The organism is Tannockella kyphosi (assembly GCF_021054785.1).
Lineage (GTDB): Bacteria > Bacillota_I > Bacilli_A > Erysipelotrichales > Coprobacillaceae > Tannockella > Tannockella kyphosi.
Window position 1 is genome coordinate 1182254 of sequence record NZ_CP088239.1, and the last position, 20098, is coordinate 1202351.

Annotated in this window: 17 protein-coding genes; 1 reads left to right on the forward strand and 16 read right to left on the reverse strand. The window is 33.2% G+C overall.

The features are described from left to right. Positions 1-16: 16 nt before the first annotated feature. From LRR82_RS05935 to LRR82_RS05990, 12 genes are all read right to left on the reverse strand, one after another. The gene (locus LRR82_RS05935) at positions 17-670 is read right to left on the reverse strand and encodes a molybdate ABC transporter permease subunit (protein ID WP_249028517.1); all 654 of its coding nucleotides are present in this window, start codon (positions 668-670) and stop codon (positions 17-19) included. Positions 671-694: 24 nt separating this feature from the next. Continuing rightward, positions 695-1507: a molybdate ABC transporter substrate-binding protein gene (gene modA, locus LRR82_RS05940; protein WP_249028518.1), complete on the reverse strand. Its 813-nt coding sequence runs from the start codon at positions 1505-1507 to the stop codon at positions 695-697. A 29-nt stretch (positions 1508-1536) separates the two neighbouring features. After that, entirely contained in the window at positions 1537-2529 is a 993-nt protein-coding gene (gene moaA, locus LRR82_RS05945; protein ID WP_249028519.1) for a GTP 3',8-cyclase MoaA, read from the reverse strand. Positions 2530-2556: 27 nt separating this feature from the next. Then, positions 2557-2988 carry an MOSC domain-containing protein gene (locus LRR82_RS05950; protein WP_249028520.1) on the reverse strand — a complete coding sequence of 144 codons (432 nt, stop codon included), beginning with the start codon at positions 2986-2988 and terminating at the stop codon, positions 2557-2559. An 18-nt stretch (positions 2989-3006) separates the two neighbouring features. After that, positions 3007-3999 (reverse strand): XdhC family protein, encoded by a 993-nt coding sequence (locus LRR82_RS05955; RefSeq protein ID WP_249028521.1) that lies wholly within the window; start codon positions 3997-3999, stop codon positions 3007-3009. 10 nt (positions 4000-4009) lie between these two features. Further along, entirely contained in the window at positions 4010-5041 is a 1032-nt protein-coding gene (locus LRR82_RS05960; RefSeq protein ID WP_249028522.1) for a molybdopterin-binding protein, read from the reverse strand. A gap of 2 nt (positions 5042-5043) precedes the next feature. After that, a complete protein-coding gene (locus LRR82_RS05965) occupies positions 5044-6123 on the reverse strand; it encodes a histidine phosphatase family protein (protein WP_249028523.1) in 1080 nt (359 codons plus the stop codon). A gap of 13 nt (positions 6124-6136) precedes the next feature. Beyond that, a complete protein-coding gene (locus LRR82_RS05970) occupies positions 6137-6979 on the reverse strand; it encodes a TylF/MycF/NovP-related O-methyltransferase (protein ID WP_249028524.1) in 843 nt (280 codons plus the stop codon). 1 nt (position 6980) lies between these two features. Then, entirely contained in the window at positions 6981-7907 is a 927-nt protein-coding gene (locus tag LRR82_RS05975) for an NTP transferase domain-containing protein (RefSeq protein WP_249028525.1), read from the reverse strand. A 104-nt stretch (positions 7908-8011) separates the two neighbouring features. Beyond that, on the reverse strand, positions 8012-10363 hold the full coding sequence (locus tag LRR82_RS05980) for an FAD-dependent oxidoreductase (RefSeq protein ID WP_249028526.1): 2352 nt from the start codon (positions 10361-10363) through the stop codon (positions 8012-8014). A 16-nt stretch (positions 10364-10379) separates the two neighbouring features. After that, positions 10380-12701: a xanthine dehydrogenase family protein molybdopterin-binding subunit gene (locus tag LRR82_RS05985; protein WP_249028527.1), complete on the reverse strand. Its 2322-nt coding sequence runs from the start codon at positions 12699-12701 to the stop codon at positions 10380-10382. A 3-nt stretch (positions 12702-12704) separates the two neighbouring features. Then, complete coding sequence (locus LRR82_RS05990) at positions 12705-13199, reverse strand: (2Fe-2S)-binding protein (protein ID WP_249028528.1); 495 nt, start codon at positions 13197-13199, stop codon at positions 12705-12707. Between the two features lie 138 nt (positions 13200-13337). Here LRR82_RS05990 and LRR82_RS05995 point away from each other — a divergent pair, with 138 nt between their 5' ends. Then, positions 13338-13991, forward strand: a complete 654-nt coding sequence (locus LRR82_RS05995) for a TetR/AcrR family transcriptional regulator (protein WP_249028529.1) — start codon at positions 13338-13340, stop codon at positions 13989-13991. Here the strand turns inward: LRR82_RS05995 and LRR82_RS06000 are convergent. The 4 genes from LRR82_RS06000 to LRR82_RS06015 form a co-directional block, all read right to left on the reverse strand. After that, positions 13988-14452, reverse strand: coding sequence for a hypothetical protein (locus tag LRR82_RS06000; RefSeq protein WP_249028530.1), 465 nt, complete (start codon positions 14450-14452; stop codon positions 13988-13990). The genes LRR82_RS05995 and LRR82_RS06000 overlap by 4 nt on opposite strands. 72 nt (positions 14453-14524) lie before the next feature. Then, positions 14525-16891 carry an FAD-dependent oxidoreductase gene (locus tag LRR82_RS06005; protein ID WP_249028531.1) on the reverse strand — a complete coding sequence of 789 codons (2367 nt, stop codon included), beginning with the start codon at positions 16889-16891 and terminating at the stop codon, positions 14525-14527. Positions 16892-16905: 14 nt separating this feature from the next. After that, on the reverse strand, positions 16906-19197 hold the full coding sequence (locus LRR82_RS06010; protein ID WP_249028532.1) for a xanthine dehydrogenase family protein molybdopterin-binding subunit: 2292 nt from the start codon (positions 19195-19197) through the stop codon (positions 16906-16908). After that, positions 19197-19703, reverse strand: coding sequence for a (2Fe-2S)-binding protein (locus LRR82_RS06015; RefSeq protein ID WP_249028533.1), 507 nt, complete (start codon positions 19701-19703; stop codon positions 19197-19199). The genes LRR82_RS06010 and LRR82_RS06015 overlap by 1 nt, the downstream gene beginning before the upstream one ends. Positions 19704-20098 lie beyond the last annotated feature (395 nt).

Consider the following 20098-nt stretch of genomic DNA (forward strand, 5'->3'; position numbering starts at 1 on the left):
CCTCCTCCCTATTCTTTTACTTATCTTTTTCTAACATATTCACTGTTAACATAACAGCAAATGAAATAACTAAGTTAATCATTACCCAAAACATTGCCTGTGAGTCTTGCCCAGTCTGCCAATAGTAAGCAACAGTTGTTGAAATAGTTGCGGTACTGTTTTGAATAAAACCTGAAACCATCGATGTTGCACCATATTCACCAAGCCCTCGTGCAAAAGATAGAACAAAACCAGCAACAATTCCTGTCCGACAATTTGGTAGGATTATTTTACGGAAAATAACAGAGTTCTTTAGCCCCAATGTCTTTCCTGCATAGATCAGATTCTTATCCAGTTGCTCAAAAGATCCTCTTGCTGTCCGATACATAATCGGAAATGTGATAATAATAACTGCAAAAATGGACGAATACCAAGTCATTGTTAATGTAATACCAAAATATTCATTAATAATCGAACCTAAAAGACCATTAGGAGCAATAAACATAAGTAATATAAATCCAACTACAGTTGGTGGAAGTACCATTGGAATCGTTAATAGTGCATCTAAAACACCTTTGTATCCTCTTGGTAACTTAGTAATATAAAACGCAAACAAAACACCTAATATCAAAGTGAAAACACTTGATATTAGAGATATTCTTATTGAATTATAAAGAGGAAATAAATCCATATGTACACCACCCTTTCTATTTGGTTACTTTGCAGTAATTAATACTAATTCATTTGATAACAATTCATAGACATTATCCTCATCAATATAACCTAACTCCTCTAGTGTCTCTACTTCACTAGTTGATGCTGATATAAAAATATCCGTTATAGCACCATATTGAATCTGTGATGATAATGTCCCACTTGAATCAAAACTTGCTATAATCTCTACTCCTTCATGTTCTTCCATAAACATGTTCGAAATCTCACTAATCGACTCCATTAAACTAGCAGCAGCAAAAATAGTAATAGTACAAGCTTCTAACTCTACTTCTTGTTCTATTGATTCTTCTGGCAAATAGGTAAATCCATTTTCTTCAAAAATAGCTATTGCAGTTGCTGTTGTTAAATAGTCCATAAAACATTGAACTGCTTCTTGATTCATTGAATCATTCATAATAGCAGCTGGATAAATAACAGGACTCTCTAATAAAGAACTATCGATTGTTTCAACTACATAAACACCATCACTTGTAATAGCATCCGTTGCATATACAATACCACAACTAACAGACCCTAGTTCTACTTGAGATAGCACTTCTTTTACACTACTGGCATAAGAAATTTTACTTTCAATTTCATCCCATATACCATAATTTACTAAAGCTTCTTTGGCATAACGGCCAACTGGTACATCATCATTACCAAGAGCGATAAGGGATACACTATCTGTTGTTAAATCTAAAAGAGATGTAAGAGTAGTTTCTTGATTACTTGTATTTGCACTACATCCATTCAGTAGTATCATTGTAGCTATTAAGAAAGTTACTGTTATATTTTTTATGTTTACTTTCATTATCTTCCCCTCCTCATTCAATTATCTTTCTAACCACCTATTTGTGACATTGATTTTTGTTCACTACTTTCAATACCTTTTTCTAAAAAACCATGTGCTTTGGGTTTTCTTTGAATCGTTTTTATAATAGCATCTTCGATTTCTTGATTAGAAGAACCATTTCTTAATAAAGATAATAAATCACTTCCAATATCATATTGTAAACATGTTTTTAAGTATCCTTTTGAACTTAGTCTAACACGATTACAAGAATCACAGAACTTATGGCTAATAGCACTAATAAAACCAACTTTACCCATAAACCCTTCTACTTCAAAATAACGACTAGGACCATGACCTAATTTTCCTTCGTATTCCTTTATTTTACCAAAGTTAGCAGTTAATAAATCTTTAATTCTTTGTTCTTGATCAATATATTGTTTATCATCATCGATCATTTCTTTTCCCATACCAATTGGCATTAATTCAATAAAACGAACATGTATATTTTTATTTTTTGCAAGCAATACAATGTCCATAATTTCTTGATCACTAATATTATTAGAAACACAATTTGTCTTTAAATTAATATTTGGATACGCTAATACTTTATCCATGGATGATAACACATCTTCTATTTTACCACCTCTAGTAAGTAATGAAAAATGAGTAGCATCTAATGTATCCAAACTAACATTAATAGCATCTAAGCCAGCTTTACTTAACTTATCAATATTATCTTCTAATAATATTCCATTAGTAGTAATTGAAACAGATTCAATACCTTCTATTCCTTTTATCTCTTTAATTAATTGATCAATTCCTTTACGAACCAAAGGTTCTCCACCTGTGAGTTTGATTTTTTTTACGCCAAGCTTTGCAAAAATAGAACATAGTTTGATTATTTCATCATAACGAATAATTTCATCATGTGATATTTGTTCTATTCCTTTTTCCGGCATACAATAGACACATCTTAAATTACATCGTTCCGTCACAGAAATACGAACATAATCAATATTTCTTCCATAATTATCTATCATTCTTCTCTCCCTCTATTTCTTCATTTACTATTCAAGAATTTTTAAAATATCCCCTTCTTTAATAGAACCACCTTCTAATACAATCGCAAAGACACCTTCTCTAGGCATAATGCAATCACCCATTTTTTTAAAGATTTCACATCCATGATGACATTGTTTTCCTATTTGTGTTAATTCTAATAATACATCATTGCAAGCAAATTTTGTACCTATTGGTAATGTTTTAAAATCAATTCCTTCTACTAAAAGATTTTCTCCAAAAGAACCATCTACAATAGGTGCTCCTAAATTACGAAACTCCTCTACTTTATCAAAACTTAATAAACTTACTTGACGATGCCAATTACCAGCATGAGCATCATTTTCAATACCAAAATTAACAATAAAATTTGCTTGATGAATATTTTGTTTTTGAACTCCTTTTTTTTCACTAATACATACTGCTTTTACCATTCCCATAATCTTTCTTCCCTTCTCTTATTTTAAGTTTGCTCTTACTAGAATTAATTGAGCTGCAATACTAATTGCTATTTCAGCTGGTGTTTCACTTTTAATAGAAATACCTATTGGTGTTGTAATACGACTTATATCTTCTTCATTAAATCCTTTTTCCATTAACTTTGCTTGTACTGTTTTAATTTTACTACGACTTCCAACCACTCCGATATAACAAGCAGGTGTTTTTAAAGCAAACTCTTGGACGTATTGATCTCCTAAGTGACCTCTAGTTACAGCGATAATATAATCATGGTTAGTGACTTGATAATATGCTTGATATTCCATCAATTGTTCATAATGACAAACATTCGTATCAATTGCATCTGGAAACAACTCTTTTTTACTAAAGTCTTCGCGATCATCACTAACAATACAACGAAATCCTAAATGTGATAAAACTGGTACTAACTCTTGAGCTAAATGTCCTCCACCAAAAATAAAGACACGACTTTTGTTTTCAATCTTGTGGACATAATAGCAATCTTGTCCTACTTTCATTAGACCTGCTTGTAAGTTATTACAATCAATTCCTGTTATCCCTATTATTTCATCTTCATAGCAGTATCCCACTTGCATACCATCCATCGATAAAACAAGCCAACCTAATTGATTAGAGACCATATGATTTGTTAATGTTTCAATCAAAGAAGCATCTTTTTGATAAGAAATGTAACTGAATAATACATCTACATCTCCTCCACATACCATACCTAAATTTGCTGATTCCTCAATTCGTAAACGATACTGTTTTAACTCCCCTGTTTTGTTTTGTAAATGTATTTTGGCTAATTCAATTGATTGAAATTCCAACATCCCACCACCAATAGTACCACTCATTAACCCATCTTTATCCACTACCATAAATGCTCCCGTAGTTCTAGGTGCACTACCAACATTATCAACAATTGTTACTAACATACAATCTTCACTAACATCTAATTTTTTAGTTAACGATCTTATTATTTCTTTCATACTTTTTCCCCTATTTCCCGAATCCACAATTCGGGAAAGTACAAATATCACAACCTAAACAAAGTCCACCTTCACCTAGTCTATCTATCATTTCTCTATTTATTGGCACATCTGCCATTACTTTTGGTAAAACAAGATCAAAAATAGTTCGTTTTGCATACATTACACATCCAGGTAACCCCATTATTGGTTTATTATCTTTTGAATATGCCATCAAGAACATTGCTCCTGGTAATACTGGTGCCCCATAAGTAATAATAGTAGCTCCACTATTTTTAATAGATAATGGTGTTTTATCATCTGGATCCACACTCATCCCACCAGTACAAATAATCATATCAACACCTTTATCTAACATATCTTGAATAATAAGGGTTATTTTTTCAAAATCATCATCTACTATTTCATGAAGTACCATTTCTCCACCAAACTCTGCTAGTTTATCTTGAATAACTGGAGTAAAGGTATCTTGAATACGTTTATGATAAATTTCATTACCTGTTGTGATAACACCATATTTCTTCGTTTGAAAAGGAATCACATTTAGTAATGGTTCTCCATTAGAAACCTTTACTACTGTTTCTTTTGCCTTTTCCATCTTTTCTTTTTCTATTACCAAAGGAATAATACGAGTTCCTGCAAGTTTGTCTCCCTTTTTAACAGCAAAACCACCATGTCTAGATGCAATCATCATTTGTCCAAAAGAATTAATAGCGTTTATCCCTTCTTTATGAACACATAACAAACCATCACAATTTGCAATCAATTCTATTTTTCCTTCTTTTACTTTTCCAGCAACAATATTACTACCCATTGCTAGTTCCTTAAGAATCTCTGCTGCATCATTTTCATGTAACATCGTTTCATCATTTTCACAAATATAAATATGATCTTTTCCAACAGACAATAAAACAGGAATATCCTCTTCTTTTATTAGATGCCCTTTTGAAAAAACAACATCTTTTGTAACCCCTCTTATAATTTGAGTAATATCGTGATATAACACTTGTCCTACTGCATCCACCGTTTTGATACTTTTCATTTTCATTCCTCCCTAATAAAAGCATTCCTTATTTTTTCTTCTACCTTTAATGCTTGTAAATATCGTTCTTGATGTTTTTCAATTGCTTCTTGCGTGCAACATTTACGAAGACTTGCTTCAAATCTTTGTTGTAAGGATACCCTTAATGTTCCTTGTACTAATTTATCTGCATAATACAAAATCATTGCCTCATCTAATAATGCATCACCTTTGATATCATGATGAAGTTGGATAATAGACCCTAATTGAATATATCCTAAATGATATAATTGTTCCTTTGCTAGTAATGGATGATCTTTGCCATGATGACGCATCATATCATGTAACAAAGCACTAGTTAGAAGCAATTCTTTATCCAATGAACATTGATCTTTTAATAATTCATATAATTCAAGGCAAACACGTTGTACCTCATAGCTATGTTCTATGACTACTTGTGGTGTTTTACATTGAAAGAATATTTGTTCTATTTCTTGATGACTAGGGATTGAATCCCTTTTTTTATTTATTGCAACAAAGTTCCACTTCTTTTCCTCTATTTCCACTACACTAAGAGTTCCATAATCAACACGTGGCATTCCATCTTTACAAGGATCTAAATTTTCTAATTTATGTACTAACGCTCGTATTAATCCATCATGAATAACAAGCACTAAGTCACTAGATTTATTTAAAAGTAAGAACTGTATTGTTTTGATAAGGCGGTTTACACCATCTTCTAATGTCTCCCCATTACTAGGGACTATCGACCAATCTTTTCCTCTTTGTTGATAAAGAGTTGGATATAGTTCTTGAATTTGTTGGAATGTCTTTCCTTCAAAATCTCCCATATCTAATTCTTGCAAAGAAACAATTGGTTGATATTTTTGTTGAACAGAAACCATTTCTAAAGCACTTTGATAACTCCTTGCTAGATTACTACAATAAATAGTGTCGATGTTTGAAAAACAATCTTTCCATACTCTTACTTGTTCTTTCCCTTCTTTTGATAAAAACAAGTCTGTTTGACTACCTATACAGATTTTCTTTCCCTCTTTAAATAGTGGTTTTCCATGACGAATTAAATAAACATATCTTTTCATTTTTCATCCCTCACTACTGCTTTATAATAATTGCAGTTCCATGCAAATCACAAAGTTCTACTAATACCAATGATCCATATTCTTTTTCATAATCCTCAACTGCTTTTTTAACTCCTTGAAATCTTTGATTCCCATAATCATGTAATAAAATAATAGCTCCTTTATTCATTCTTTTAATAAACCACTTTAATCCTTCATAAGTAGGTGTATAAAGATCTACATCAATACTAACTAAAGCAAAGGTTTCTTCTATCCCGATTGTTGTATCTGGAAAATAACCTTCTTTTATAATTACCTGACTAGGATTCGATAATTTTTCTAAAACCATTTGAATACTAGTATTTTGAAATTCTTCTTTATATGCTTTTGATAATCCTGTTTCATTTTCCATTTGAATATCTCGTTCATCAAAACCATTAAATGTATCAAATAAATATAATTTTCTTCTAGGAAAAACTGCATTTAATACTTTAGAGAATTCTCCTTGAAAAACTCCTAATTCCGCTACTGCTCCTTCGATATCTTTTAATCTATCTTTTAATTTGATAGTAAAAGCACTACGAATATCAATTGCTTCTATTAATTTGGTTATTTCAATAATTTCTTTATTATAACCATTATGATGTAATTGTTTGATTATTTCAGTTTGACGTTCTATTCCTGTAACAGCCACTAAAATAACATCAATAGGCAATAATAATGCTTCTTCCATTGTATAAAGAGGAATATTTTTAATCATTGTTTGTTCTTTCTTTGCATTATCACCAAAACCTATTAAATGATAATGTTTTTGATTGATGAGAGGTAATACTGCTTGACCCATCTGTCCTGCTCCAAAAATTAATAAATTTTTCATTTTATTCCCCCTTACCAAAATGCTTTGTGAATGATTGTTCACTAAAAGCAGTAACTTCTTCTATATACATTTCATATTTATTTAATAATTCTTTTCCTTCTTTAGTAAGACTACTTGTACCTCCATATTCTCCTCCTTGCCTTCTTTCCAACAAAGAAAAACCAAAAGCCTGTTCCATTTCTTTAATCATTATCCAAGCTTTACTATAAGAAATACCAATTTTATCACATGCATCTTTTACTGTTCCTGTATATTCAATAGCTTGTAATAAAACAGTAGAGGTTTTATCTAATATCTTTTTTTCTCTAATAATAGAAATATCAATAATTGGTCTTAATAACTGTTCACTATGCATTTTTACTAAACGTTCATAATCACCCATCGTATCAGCATCTCTTAAAACACCTTCATCATCTACTTGTAAAATATCAATTTTAGGACAACATTCATAAATCATTGCTTTTAAACCATCATTTCTTTTACAAGCGATTATTTTTGGTAATATTTTATTAGAAAATAGGATTGGATGACCATCTTCATTATCACAAACAGGTTTAATAAAATCGACATTCGTTTGCATCAATCTACGTACTGTACCTACCGTAAACAAAGGAACATCTACTGGTGTAAAGAAAACTCGATCACATTTATCTAATAGAAATGAAAATCCCATTTTTGCTGAATCAGACATTTGTGTTGTTTCATAGGAATCATTACGAATATAAATAACACCTTGTTTTGCAATATGTTTTTCTAATTCTGCTGCCCGATATCCTGTTACTACCACAATTGGTGATACTCCCGCTTGTTGAAAGTTTGCAATAATTCTTTTTACAATCGTAATAGAACCCATTTTCATCATTGGTTTAAATTCACCCATTCTACTAGACATCCCAGCTGCTACAATCACAGCTCCTGTTCTTTGCATTTAGACCCCTCCTAATCTTTTTTTCGAATTATATTTTTTTACAATTCGCTTATCAAAGCATAGCATCATAATATTTCTATTATGATGCTATTATTTTTTATTCTTTAGATAAGTGTTTCCACAAAATCTCTTACCATTGTACGTAAGGATTCTACTTTATAACCATTATCTCTCATTACCATGACATTTTCCACTGCCACTTCACTAGCTTTTAACGCTAATTCTTTGCTTGGAACTTGTCCTTTTAATACTTCTTCTACTGCACTTGCACGGAATGGAACTGGTGCAACTCCACCAAATACCAAACGAATATCTTCAATAGTTCCATCTACAACTTTAATATCACTAGCAACTGCTACTAATGCAAAGTCAATTGCTTTACGTAAACGGAATTTAGCATAATCACTCTTCCATCCATCTCTTGAAGGAATATGAATTGCTTTTACTAATTCTCCTCTTTCAAGTTTATATTCTGGACGTAATTTATCGCTAAAGAATTCTACTCCAGATAATGTACGTACTGTTGTTTCTACAGTTACATCTAAAGCTAATAACATATTGGCCATATCAGAAGCGTTCGAAGAATAACATCCACAGTTCATACAACGGCTTGCTTCTACTGCTGCTTCCATTTCTGTTAATGAACTAGAATCTTCTACATCTAAACAACGTTTTTCTACTGGTGTATCCACTAATTGAGATGCTTTTACTAATTTTACTCCTTCAGGATCAAATGTTAAGAAAGCTTCTTTTTCAATTTCTAAAACCATTGGCATACCCATGTATTTTGTCATATTTCTAGCTGCATTTCCTCCAGCACGAACTGCTTGAATAGCTAAAGAAGGTCCTGTTGCAACATCACCACCAGCATAAACACCAGCATGACGTGTATCATTATGTTCTCCAACTTCAATTAATCCTCTTACTGATTGAATTTCATCTTTAAAATGATCTCCTAAGAAATCCAAATCAACTCTTTGACCTGTTGCTAGGATAATACTTGGTGTTTCAATAAATGAAACATCTGCTTCATCATATACAGGACTAAAACGTCCTTTTTCATCAAATACATGAAGACATTTTTTAGTTTCTAATCCTAATACTTTATCACCTTCATAACGAACTTTGTTTAATCCAAGTCCATTTAAGATAATAACACCTTCTTCTAATGCACGATCTACTTCTTCTTTTGATGCTGGCATTTGTTCTCTTTGTTCTAGACAAACTAAAGTAACTTTCTTAGCTCCCAAACGTTTTGCTGTTAATGCTACGTCCATCGCAACATTCCCACCACCACATACTAATACTTCTTCGTCAATTTTACTTGTCATCCATTGTTTTACTTCAACTAAGAAATTTAAACCAAATTGAGTTAAATTTTCACCATCAATTCCTAAAATAGGTTGTTTCCATGCTCCTGTATCGATGAACACTGTATCAAAAGTTTCTTCTACTTCTTCAAAAGAAATATCTTCTCCTACTGTTGTATTAAATTTAAATACAACTCCCATACCTTCAATAGCACTATTATATTCACGCATTAATGCTTTTGGTAAACGATATTCTGGTATACCGTACATTAATACCCCACCAGCTTCTGGCATTTTTTCAAAAATTGTTACTGCATGTCCCATTTTTCTTAAATAGAATGCGGCTGCTAATCCTGCTGGACCACTACCTACAATCCCAACTGATTTTCCTGATTCACTACTTGGTGCAGGGAAATAAGTTGATTTATTTTTCAAGATATAATCACCTAATGTACGTTCAACTGCATGAATATTAACAGAATCACCATGGTTACTTTGATTACATTTTGTTTGACAAGTATGAGGACAAACTCTACTTGTTAACATTGGCATTGGGTTTGCACGTAATATTATTTTGGCAGCTCCATCCCAATCACCTTGTCTAATTTTTTCCATATATCCAGAGATATCAGTTCCAGCTGGACATTCATTACTACATTTTGTACGAGCTGTTTTCATACCTCCAAAAATACTATGATAACGATTATCTCCTAATACTGCATAGCATAAATCCCCATCTTTACGTGCACAATCAAGGCGGCCACCTTGGTTATGCGGATAACGATAATACCAACAACGTACATCTTGGCAAATATTACCACCAATAGTCGCTGCATTACGGATAATAGGTGTTGCAACGCTGTTAGCAGCTTTGCGTAAACCTGTTGGAACAGATTCATCATCAGATATTTCTGACAATGTATTCATTGCACCTAGTACGATAGAACCATCTTCATTAACTGTAGTTTCTTTAGCACCTATTGTTTTAAGATCAACTACAACATCAGGAGTTTTTTCTAATATGGCTGATTTCATCAAGCCAACAAGATCCGTACCTCCAGCAATGGAAGTCCCACTTTTTGACACTTTGATAAGTTCTGAGGCTTCTTCAAATGTCTTTGCTTCTTTATGTTCAAACTTTCTCATATAAGACTCCTTCTCTCTAGATTTTTCCTAATGCTTTTAAAATAACTTGAGGTGTTGCTGGATACTCACGCACTTTTACACCGATAGCGTTTGATATCGCCATTAGTACAGCTCCTGGAGCTGCTGCTCCTGTGATTTCTCCTACACCTAATGCTTTAATTGGACTAACATTGAATTGTGATTCTAACATTGTTTCAGGTCCAAACTCTGGGAATTGATTAAATGGTCTCATTTTATAATCAATTGTATTCGCAGTAAGAACTCTTCCTGTATAAGGATCTAATACATGCCCTTCAAATAAAGCAGTATCTAATCCTGCTGAACCAATACCACCTTGGTATTGTAATTTTAATTGTACTGGGTCAATAACTTGTCCAACATCTGATCCACCACCACATTTAGTAACTTCTACATATCCTGTATCTAAATCTACTTCTACTTCTACAAAGTTAATAAAGAAGTTTGGTGTAGTGAAGTCTTCACGATATTCACCAAATCCAGTAATAGTAGAGAATACATCTGGTAATGCAGCAATAATAGGGATTGGATCCATTTTTTCACCTTTAATCGTGATGAAACCATCTCTAAATTGTAATGCTTGAGGTGGTACTTGGTTGTGGAATATCTTTTCACTTGCATTTATTAAGATGTTATTGTAACAATCTTTTGCAGCATTCCATATTGCAGATTCTGTACATTTTGTACCTCTGGCACCTTCTAATCCGAAGTCACCTGGTGTCGTCATTGTATCTGCTGGTGTTACAGTTACTTTATCAAAACTTGAATAAAGTGCTTCAGCTGCAACTTTTGCCATCGCATTTCTTTGACCTTGACCAAATTCAGAAGCTCCATTATGAACAAAGATATAACCTAATTGGTCAATACGTACATAAGCAGTTGAGTTATCTTCACCAGCATCGGCATTAAGATGTAATGAAGTACCTACACCTGTTACTTTGTTTCCTTCTACTTTTGTTGGTTTTAACCAACCTTTCCATAAATCATCCCATCCAAATTCATCCGCAATTTTACGAATTGCAGGTGGATAATTTACTTCACGACAAATATAATCATGTCCATCTCTCCAAGTATATAAATCTCCTGGAGTTACAACATTTTTCATAAATCCTTCAATTGGATCCATATCAATAGCCATCATTGCATCTTGGAATAAAGGCATGATTGCACATTTCATTTCTTGCCCACCAAATCCACGTACAGCACTTGAATAAGTTCTGTTTGTAGCAATAATGTGAGAATGAACATTCCAGTTTTTACATTTATTCATAACTAATTGAACTTCACCTAACCCTACTGAACCAATACCTTGAGTAAGGTCACTATGGAAACCAGTATCAATAACGATATCTGCATCTACTAAATTAATAATACCTTCTTTTGTAATACCAACACGTCCTTTTACAATAGTACCAAGTCTTTGGTCATAATTGATTAAATGGTCTTGTTTAGTAAGTTCCCATTTTATTGGGGCATTGTTACATGCACGAGAACATGCAGCAGTAAAGAAAATTTGTTCTACTAATGTTACTTTATGACCAAAACTTCCACCTACATTAAATGCTTTGGCATTAATTAAGATTCCGTTCATGTTCATAGAAGCACATGTTCTAAGTAAATGAGGCGATTGGCTTGTTGCCCAAACAGATAAGGAACCATCATCTTCCCAACGAGAAGTCATGGAAGGATTTTCAATTGGTAATGGTGTTGGGAACTTATCATATTTTACTTCTCCCTCTACAATTACTTCACTACTTTCTTCTCCTTCTTTTACATCTCCACGAACTATTTTATAAAATGGATCTCCCCCATGGTCGAAAATAAAGCATCCTGGTGGGAACTTATTACCTGGGAATGTGAAATCATCATCCTCATCATATAATTGTACTGCATCTGGTTTCATCGCTTCTAAAGGATCAAAAACAGCTGGTAATACATCATATTCTACTTTAATTAATTCTAATGCTTCTTCAGCAATTTCTACTGTTTCTGCTGCACATAATGCAACAGCATCACCGACATAACGAAGATGCTTATCAAGGACATATTTTTGGTGTGGTAATCCAGTACACCATGATTTATCAATATCTTTGTATGTCAATACACAACGTACCCCAGGGTATGCTCTAGCAGCTTCTACATCAATGCTTTTAATACGAGCATGAGGATGTGGTGATTTTAAAGCACGAAGATATAATAAGCCAGGTAATGTTTCATTGTAATCATCTACATAAATTGTACTACCAGTTACGATCCCTTTACCATCTTTACGATATGTTGGTTTACCGAGATATCTGTATTCTTCTTTTACTTCTTCCATCACTTATTCCTCCTTTCCATTAATTGAGCTAATTGCTTCTAAAACACGATATTGACTAATACATCTGCATAAATTTCCTGATAATGCTTCAGAAATATCTTCTTCTGTAGGGTTTGGATTACGGATAAATAAAGCTCTAGCCGCAATTACAATACCTGGTGTACAGAATCCACATTGGAATGCAGAATAATCAAAAATAGCTTGTTGAATAGGGTCTAATTTCCCAGTTACTGGATCAGCAAGACCTTCAATTGTAACGATCTTCTTCCCTTCACATTCCACTGTTAAAGTGACACATGAAGCTTCTGCTTTATCGTCAATAAGCACTGCACAAGCACCACAGCACCCTTCACCGCAACTTAATTTTGTACCTGTTAATCCAAGACGTTCACGAATTGTATTTACCAATAATTCATTGGTAGGAATTTGCCCCATCTTGTCGCCAATCATAAATTCATAGTCTTTACCATTGACATTTAGTGTTACAGTATCTCTCATAATTTCCTCCTTAATTATTTATTTTTGATATCATACTTTTTCTTTATTTAAAACATTCCATCTTGTTTTATTATTTAATTGCTTGATAACATTATTTTTTAGTGCTATCATTAGTCACAAGACTAAGAGGGCAAAATAATGACACAACCAACTAAAAAACAAATAACACATGAAAAGATACTAACAAGTGCCATCTACTTATTTTCAATTTATGGTTACGAAGGCACTACCACTCGTATGCTTTCAAAAGAATCTGGATATAATATTTCAACTATTTTCCATCATTTTGAAAACAAAGAAGGTTTATATATTGCCGCCATGAATCATATGGCCCAAGAAATGAATAGCCATTTACTCCCAACAACGATCAAAGTAAATAAACGACTTGAAGAAGAGTGTTCTATTGAAGAAGCATGGGAATTAATTGAAGAATTCATTACACTTCTTGTTATGACATTATCTAGTCCTACTCAAAAGAATACATTCTTTCTACTAATCAGAGAACAAACTAGTCCTCCAAAAGGAGACTTCCCACTCTCTCGAGTAATCTATGACAATGTAGAACATCCAATTAAAAACTTACTTCAAAGAATATACCCAGATATAACTCATACTACCCTTGCTTTGCATGCTAGAATGATTACTGGTGGAATCATTTCCCAAGTAGAACACCCAGTGTTTTTACGCTGGATGTTAGGTCTACCAGACGACGCTGATATAAAACCTCGTGTTTGGGAAAAAGTAAAAGATTTATGTATGATATATATAAATACCGATTTAAATAACGATTAAGCGTGTGGTGGAATACCAAGCGCTTTTTTTACTAATGGAATACCTGTACATAATCCAATATTTTGTGATAACCAAGTTAAGAATAATGATAATGGATAAGATGCTACTACTGATGCTACATAGAAATCTTGGTAACCAGGAACATCTTTCATTCCCCACCAAGTCATGAATGAACTCATAATAGTAGCCATAATTAATGCCACTAATACAGTAGATACTAATTGATGTTTAATATCTCTTCTGTCTAATTTAAATAAATCACCAAACTTATTCCCTAAAGGAGCAATTGGTAAGAATGTCATTAAAATAAACCCTATAATAACACCTAATACATAACTACTTGCAAAACTAGATAATGTTAAACCTGTTCCATTTGCAATAGGTACAATTGTATTTAAGAAAATATTTAAAATCAACGATACCCACGCATTTAATAATACATCAAACTTTGTTATTTTCATTTGTCTGCCTCCCATGACAAAAAGCCCAGAATACTCTCTATTATTTAGTTTTCTAGGCTTTTAACGAATTTATTATTTTACTGCTAAAATATTACGAATTACTAAAGCTTTGATTTCAGTAATTTTATAATTATTATGTTCCATTGCAATTGCATCTTTAATAGCAAGAGCTCCAGCACTTTCAGCTACTTCTTCACTAATCGCTTTACCTTTTAAGAAAGCTTCTACTTCATCTAATTTATATGGTACTGGTGCAACTCCACCTAATACTAATTTAGCATCTTCAATAACTCCATCTACTACTTTGAAAGCAGAAGATAAACTTACGATTGCAAAATCCATCCCATCACGGACACGGAATTTATCATAACTAGAAGTATATCCTTCTAATACTGGTACTTGAATTTCAGTTACTAATTCACCATGTTCTAACATATCTTTTGTTTTTAGTTTTGTAGTAAAGAAGTCAACAGCTTTGATTTCTTTTTTAGTAGTAACAATTGTTCCATCTAACATCACTAATACTGGTGAAATATCAGAAGCATTTACTGAGTAACATCCACAATTCATACAACGTTTTGCTTCTTTTGAAGCTAATTCAAGAGATAATGATTTTTCATCTTCATCCACTAATGTACGACTAGCTACAGGAAGTTCTTCTAACTTACAAGATTCTTCTACTTTTACACCTTCTACATCAAAAGTCTTATAACCTTTTTCAGATGCTTCACGTTTGATTGGATATCCCATTTTTGCACTCATAGAATGAGCTGCTAAGTTACCTGCATGAATTGCACGAATTGCAATATTAGGTCCTGTAACAACATCCCCACCTGCAAAGAATTTTTCATTTTTAGTTTGATAAGTTTCTTCATCTACTTCTAATAAACCACGTTCTGATTTAATTTGAGAAGCGAACTCATCACCTAAGAAGTCTACGTCTACACGTTGACCTGTTGCTAAGATAATACTATCTGATGTAAATACAGTAGTTTCATCATGATCATATACTGGTGCAAAACGATTTTTTTCATCAAAAACACTTACGCATTTCATTGATTCTAAACCACTTACTTTTCCATCGGCATCTTTGATAACACCTTTTAGACCCCAACCATTTTCAATTTCAATACCTTCTTCTAAAGCTCTTGCAATTTCTTCTTTTGTTGCAGGCATTGCTTCTCTTGATTCAAGACATACTAATTTAACACTCTTAGCTCCTAAACGTCTTGCTGTTAATGCTACGTCCATCGCAACATTACCACCACCACAAACTAATACGTTTTCACCAGTAGCTTTTTGTAAGAATGTATTTACATCTTGTAAGAAGTCTAAACCAAATTGAGTTAATTCTTCTCCTGTAATACCTAATACTGGTTGTTTCCAAGCACCTGTACCAAAGAATACAGTATCAAAACGCCCTTCCACTTCTTCCATTGATATTTCTTTACCAACAGTAGTATTCATTTCAAAAGTAACTCCCATACCTTCCAAAGCACTTGCATATCCTTCTACAATATCCTTAGGTAAACGATAATGAGGAATACCATACATTAATACCCCACCAGCTTTTTCATGAGAATCAATCACAGTAACACTATGTCCTTGACTTCTTAAATAATAAGCAGCAGTTAAACCACCAGGACCAGCTCCAATAATACCAACAGATTTACCTGTTTCAGCTTTTGGTGCTACATAGAATTTTTCTTTATTTTCTAAAATATAATCTCCTAATGTACGTTCCACACAGTGAATAGCTACGCTATCACCATTTTTATCATGGTTACATCTGTCTTCACAAGGATGTGGACAAATTCTTGAAGTACACATTGGCATTGGGTTTACACGCATAATTATTTTTGCAGCTTCATCCCAGTTCCCTTTTCTAATTTCACCCATATAAGAGGAAACATCAGTTCCAGCAGGACAACCTTTTGTACAAGCACTAGTTACAATTTTCATACCACCAAATACAGAATGATAACGATTTTCTCCTAATACTGCAAAACATTCTTCTCCACCTTTTTGTTGACATACCATTTTCCCACCAACATCTTCAGGATAACGATAATACCAACAACGAACATCTTGACAAACATTCCCACCAATAGTTGCAGAATTACGAACTAATGGAGTTGCTACCGATTTTGCAGCTTGGCTTAACGCTGGTGCCCCAGCTAATAATTCTTCTGATTTTTCTAAGCAACCTAACTTTGTGATAGCACCAATTTTAATAGTCCCATCTTGTGCAGTTACATAAGATCCACCATCTACTTTTCTTAAACTTACTAATTCTTCTGGATATTTTGTTAAAATATCACTTTTTAATTCAAAAATTAAATCTGTACCACCAGAAACTGGTACACTATTTTCATTTGCTTTTATTATTTCTGCAGCTTCATCAAATGATTTTGCAGATTTGTATCCAAATTTTTTCATTTTCGTCTCCCCCCTTACGCTTTACCTAAAGCTTTTAAAATTGCTGCAGGTGTTGCAGGATATTCAATAAAGTCTTTTCCAATTGCGTTAGAAATAGCCATTGAAACTGCTGAAGGACCAGGAGCACCTGAGATTTCTCCAAATCCAATTGCTTTGAATGGAGATATATCATATTGTGATTCTAAGATTACGGAATTGAATTCAGGGAATTCATTAAATAATCTCCACTTGTAATCAATCATATTAGCAGTCATTAAACGACCTTGTGTTGTATCTAAGACATGTCCATCAATTAAACCTGTGTCTAATGCTGCAGAACCAATACATCCTTGGAATTGTAATTCTAATGTTGCTGGATCTAACATTTGACCTACATCAGTACCACCAGTTACATTAATTAATGTAGTTTCTCCAGTATCAGTATCTACTTCTACTTCTACAAATAACATACAGAAGTTAGGAATAGCAAATTGTTCTTCATATTTACCAACTCCAGTCATTGTATGACCAAATCCAATGATTGGCATCCAAGGAACACGTACTTCTGGTTTATCTTTTAAATAAATAAATCCATCTTCCGTATCTACTGCTTCTACTGGGCAGTGTAAGAATGCTGCACCTTTTTCTAATAATTCTTGTTTTACTTTTTTAGCAGCTTCCCCAACTGCAGTACTTACAACGATAGTCCCTCTTGATCCTACTAATCCAAATTCATGAGGATTTACTAAGTTATCTGCATCTGTAATTCTTACTTTTTCAAAAGGCATATTTAAGATTTCTGCTGCTGCTTTAATAGCTTGGTTTCTTTGCCCTTGTCCTGCTTCTGCTACTGTACAATGTACAACTGCATACCCATAAGGTTCCAAACGAACATATGCTTCTGAACAGTCTTCACCAACATCACAGTTACCATGTAAACCGACACCAACACCACGTACTTTTGAACCATTTACAGAAGTTGGTTTATACCATCCTTTGAATTTGTCAGCCCACTCAAATTTTTGTGCTGCTTGAGTCATAGCTGGACGATAGTCTGCATATTTACATACCCAGTTAGTACCATCTCTCCAAGTATATGGATCTCCTTCTTTTACAAAGTTGTTTTTATAAAATTCTACAGGATCTAAATCAAGTTTGGCTGCACATTGTGAAATAATAGGCATTAACGCTGATTTTAATTCTTGTCCACCAAATCCACGAACTACCCCTGCAGGTTCTTTGTTTGTATAATAAATATCTGCTTTAAAGTCCCAGTTTTTACACTTAGCACATACTAATTGCATTTCTCCTAGACCTACACCCATTTGTGCTTGTCCAATATCATTACAACTTCCTGTGTCAATCATCCAGTTCCCTTGCATTGCATGAACTAAACCATCTTTAATACCAACCTTCAAAGTCATATGAGAACCTAAACGAGTTTCATAAGCTAATAATTGTTCTGATTTCGTATAAATGAATTTTACAGGTCTATTTGTTACTAACGCTAATGCGGATGCATGCATACACATACAAGTAATGTGATTTTTATTACCATAAGAACCACCTACGTTGAAACTTTCAGAACGTACAATAACATCTGGCATTTTTGTTGATAATTGAATTCTAAGTAAGTTTGGACTTTGACTAGAAGCTCTAATATATAAGTTTCCTGGTTCTGTCCATTGTGCTAATACTGCAGGTGTTTCCGGAGCTAATGGTGCATGAGATGCACTATATGATGCAGTTCCTTCTACAACAGCGTCACATTCTTCAAACGCTGATTCTACATCACCTTTATCAATATGTTTAAACTCTACCCCATGTTCTCCTAATGGAAACCCTGGTAATCCAATCCCATAAGGAACTTTGTTTCCAGGAATATGATCATAAAATTGAATTGCATCTGGTTGTGATGATTCCATCGGTGTATAATATGGTTTTAATATTTCATATTCTACCTTAATTAATTTTAATGCTTCTTCCGCAATTTCAGGAGTTTCCGCAGCAACGGTTGCAACTGGATCCCCTACATAACGAAGTCTACGATCAAAAATTGGTTTATGATATGGAAATCCTAAAGACCATTCTTTACATTCTTCTGGTAAGTTTTCCAAACATAAAACAGCTTTAACCCCATCCACTTTTTGTGCTTCACTAATATCAATACTTACGATATTTGCATGAGGATGTGGACTTTTTAACATTTTTGTATATAACTGACGAGGTAAGTTATAGTCATCTAGAAAAGTTGCTCTACCTGTTACGATATCTCTTGCTTCTCTTCTTGGTGTGTTCTTACCGACATAACGATAATCTGGTTTCATTATTCTTCGCCTCCTGAATTTTCAGCTACATATTTTACTGCATCAATAACATGATATTGGCTAATACAACGACAATAATTTCCTGATAAGCCTTCTTTGATTTCATCATCATTTGGATGTGGATTTTTATTTAATAACGCTTTTGCTGCCATGATAATACCTGGTGTACAAAAACCACATTGAAATGCATAATAATCAATAAATGCTTGTTGTAAAGGATCTAGTTCACCAGTTACTGGATCTTCTAATCCTTCAATTGTAACGATAGAACTTCCATCACAATCTAAAGTAAGTGTGTTACAAGAAGTAATTGCATCACCATCCATAATAACAGTACAGCAACCACATGCTCCTTCCCCACAAGACTCTTTTGAGCCAGTTAATCCGATTCGTTCACGTAATGTAAACGATAATGTTTCAGAACATGCCACTTGGCCGTGTCCATCTCCTACTGAGAAAGCATATTCTTTTCCATTAACAATAATACTAATCATACTTGCTTCCATTTTTCCTCCTATCCTTTTGGTTATACCAAAACTGAAACCCCTTTCGAAATGATTTTACAACAAAATTATACAATAGCAAAAAGCACAAAGCAACAAAAATCAAGCGTTCGCTTGATAATTTGTTAAAAAATTTACAAGGATTTAAAGTAATCATTGTAATTTTAGTTAAATTCTTAAAAGTGTTTATTTTATCTCGGTTTTTCAACGTATATAGTTAGCTTTTGCTAACTGTTTGCACTGTTTACAAGTTAGTTATAGCTAACTTATTTGTGATAATTTCATCCCGTTTTATTCTCTGCTTTCAAGTTATTTCAATATCCTGTTTTCGCTTTGTTAAAATAAATAGAACTTGCTTTTCAAAAACAAATAATTTATGCTTAAGTTAAGAAAAGTAT

Bases quoted from the DNA above. Each gene is read 5' to 3' on its own strand.
- LRR82_RS05935 (WP_249028517.1), bottom strand. From the start codon at position 670: ATGGATTTATTTCCTCTTTATAATTCAATAAGAATATCTCTAATATCA.
- modA (WP_249028518.1), bottom strand. From the start codon at position 1,507: ATGAAAGTAAACATAAAAAATATAACAGTAACTTTCTTAATAGCTACA.
- moaA (WP_249028519.1), bottom strand. From the start codon at position 2,529: ATGATAGATAATTATGGAAGAAATATTGATTATGTTCGTATTTCTGTG.
- LRR82_RS05950 (WP_249028520.1), bottom strand. From the start codon at position 2,988: ATGGGAATGGTAAAAGCAGTATGTATTAGTGAAAAAAAAGGAGTTCAA.
- LRR82_RS05955 (WP_249028521.1), bottom strand. From the start codon at position 3,999: ATGAAAGAAATAATAAGATCGTTAACTAAAAAATTAGATGTTAGTGAA.
- LRR82_RS05960 (WP_249028522.1), bottom strand. From the start codon at position 5,041: ATGAAAAGTATCAAAACGGTGGATGCAGTAGGACAAGTGTTATATCAC.
- LRR82_RS05965 (WP_249028523.1), bottom strand. From the start codon at position 6,123: ATGAAAAGATATGTTTATTTAATTCGTCATGGAAAACCACTATTTAAA.
- LRR82_RS05970 (WP_249028524.1), bottom strand. From the start codon at position 6,979: ATGAAAAATTTATTAATTTTTGGAGCAGGACAGATGGGTCAAGCAGTA.
- LRR82_RS05975 (WP_249028525.1), bottom strand. From the start codon at position 7,907: ATGCAAAGAACAGGAGCTGTGATTGTAGCAGCTGGGATGTCTAGTAGA.
- LRR82_RS05980 (WP_249028526.1), bottom strand. From the start codon at position 10,363: ATGAGAAAGTTTGAACATAAAGAAGCAAAGACATTTGAAGAAGCCTCA.
- LRR82_RS05985 (WP_249028527.1), bottom strand. From the start codon at position 12,701: ATGGAAGAAGTAAAAGAAGAATACAGATATCTCGGTAAACCAACATAT.
- LRR82_RS05990 (WP_249028528.1), bottom strand. From the start codon at position 13,199: ATGAGAGATACTGTAACACTAAATGTCAATGGTAAAGACTATGAATTT.
- LRR82_RS05995 (WP_249028529.1), top strand. From the start codon at position 13,338: ATGACACAACCAACTAAAAAACAAATAACACATGAAAAGATACTAACA.
- LRR82_RS06000 (WP_249028530.1), bottom strand. From the start codon at position 14,452: ATGAAAATAACAAAGTTTGATGTATTATTAAATGCGTGGGTATCGTTG.
- LRR82_RS06005 (WP_249028531.1), bottom strand. From the start codon at position 16,891: ATGAAAAAATTTGGATACAAATCTGCAAAATCATTTGATGAAGCTGCA.
- LRR82_RS06010 (WP_249028532.1), bottom strand. From the start codon at position 19,197: ATGAAACCAGATTATCGTTATGTCGGTAAGAACACACCAAGAAGAGAA.
- LRR82_RS06015 (WP_249028533.1), bottom strand. From the start codon at position 19,703: ATGGAAGCAAGTATGATTAGTATTATTGTTAATGGAAAAGAATATGCT.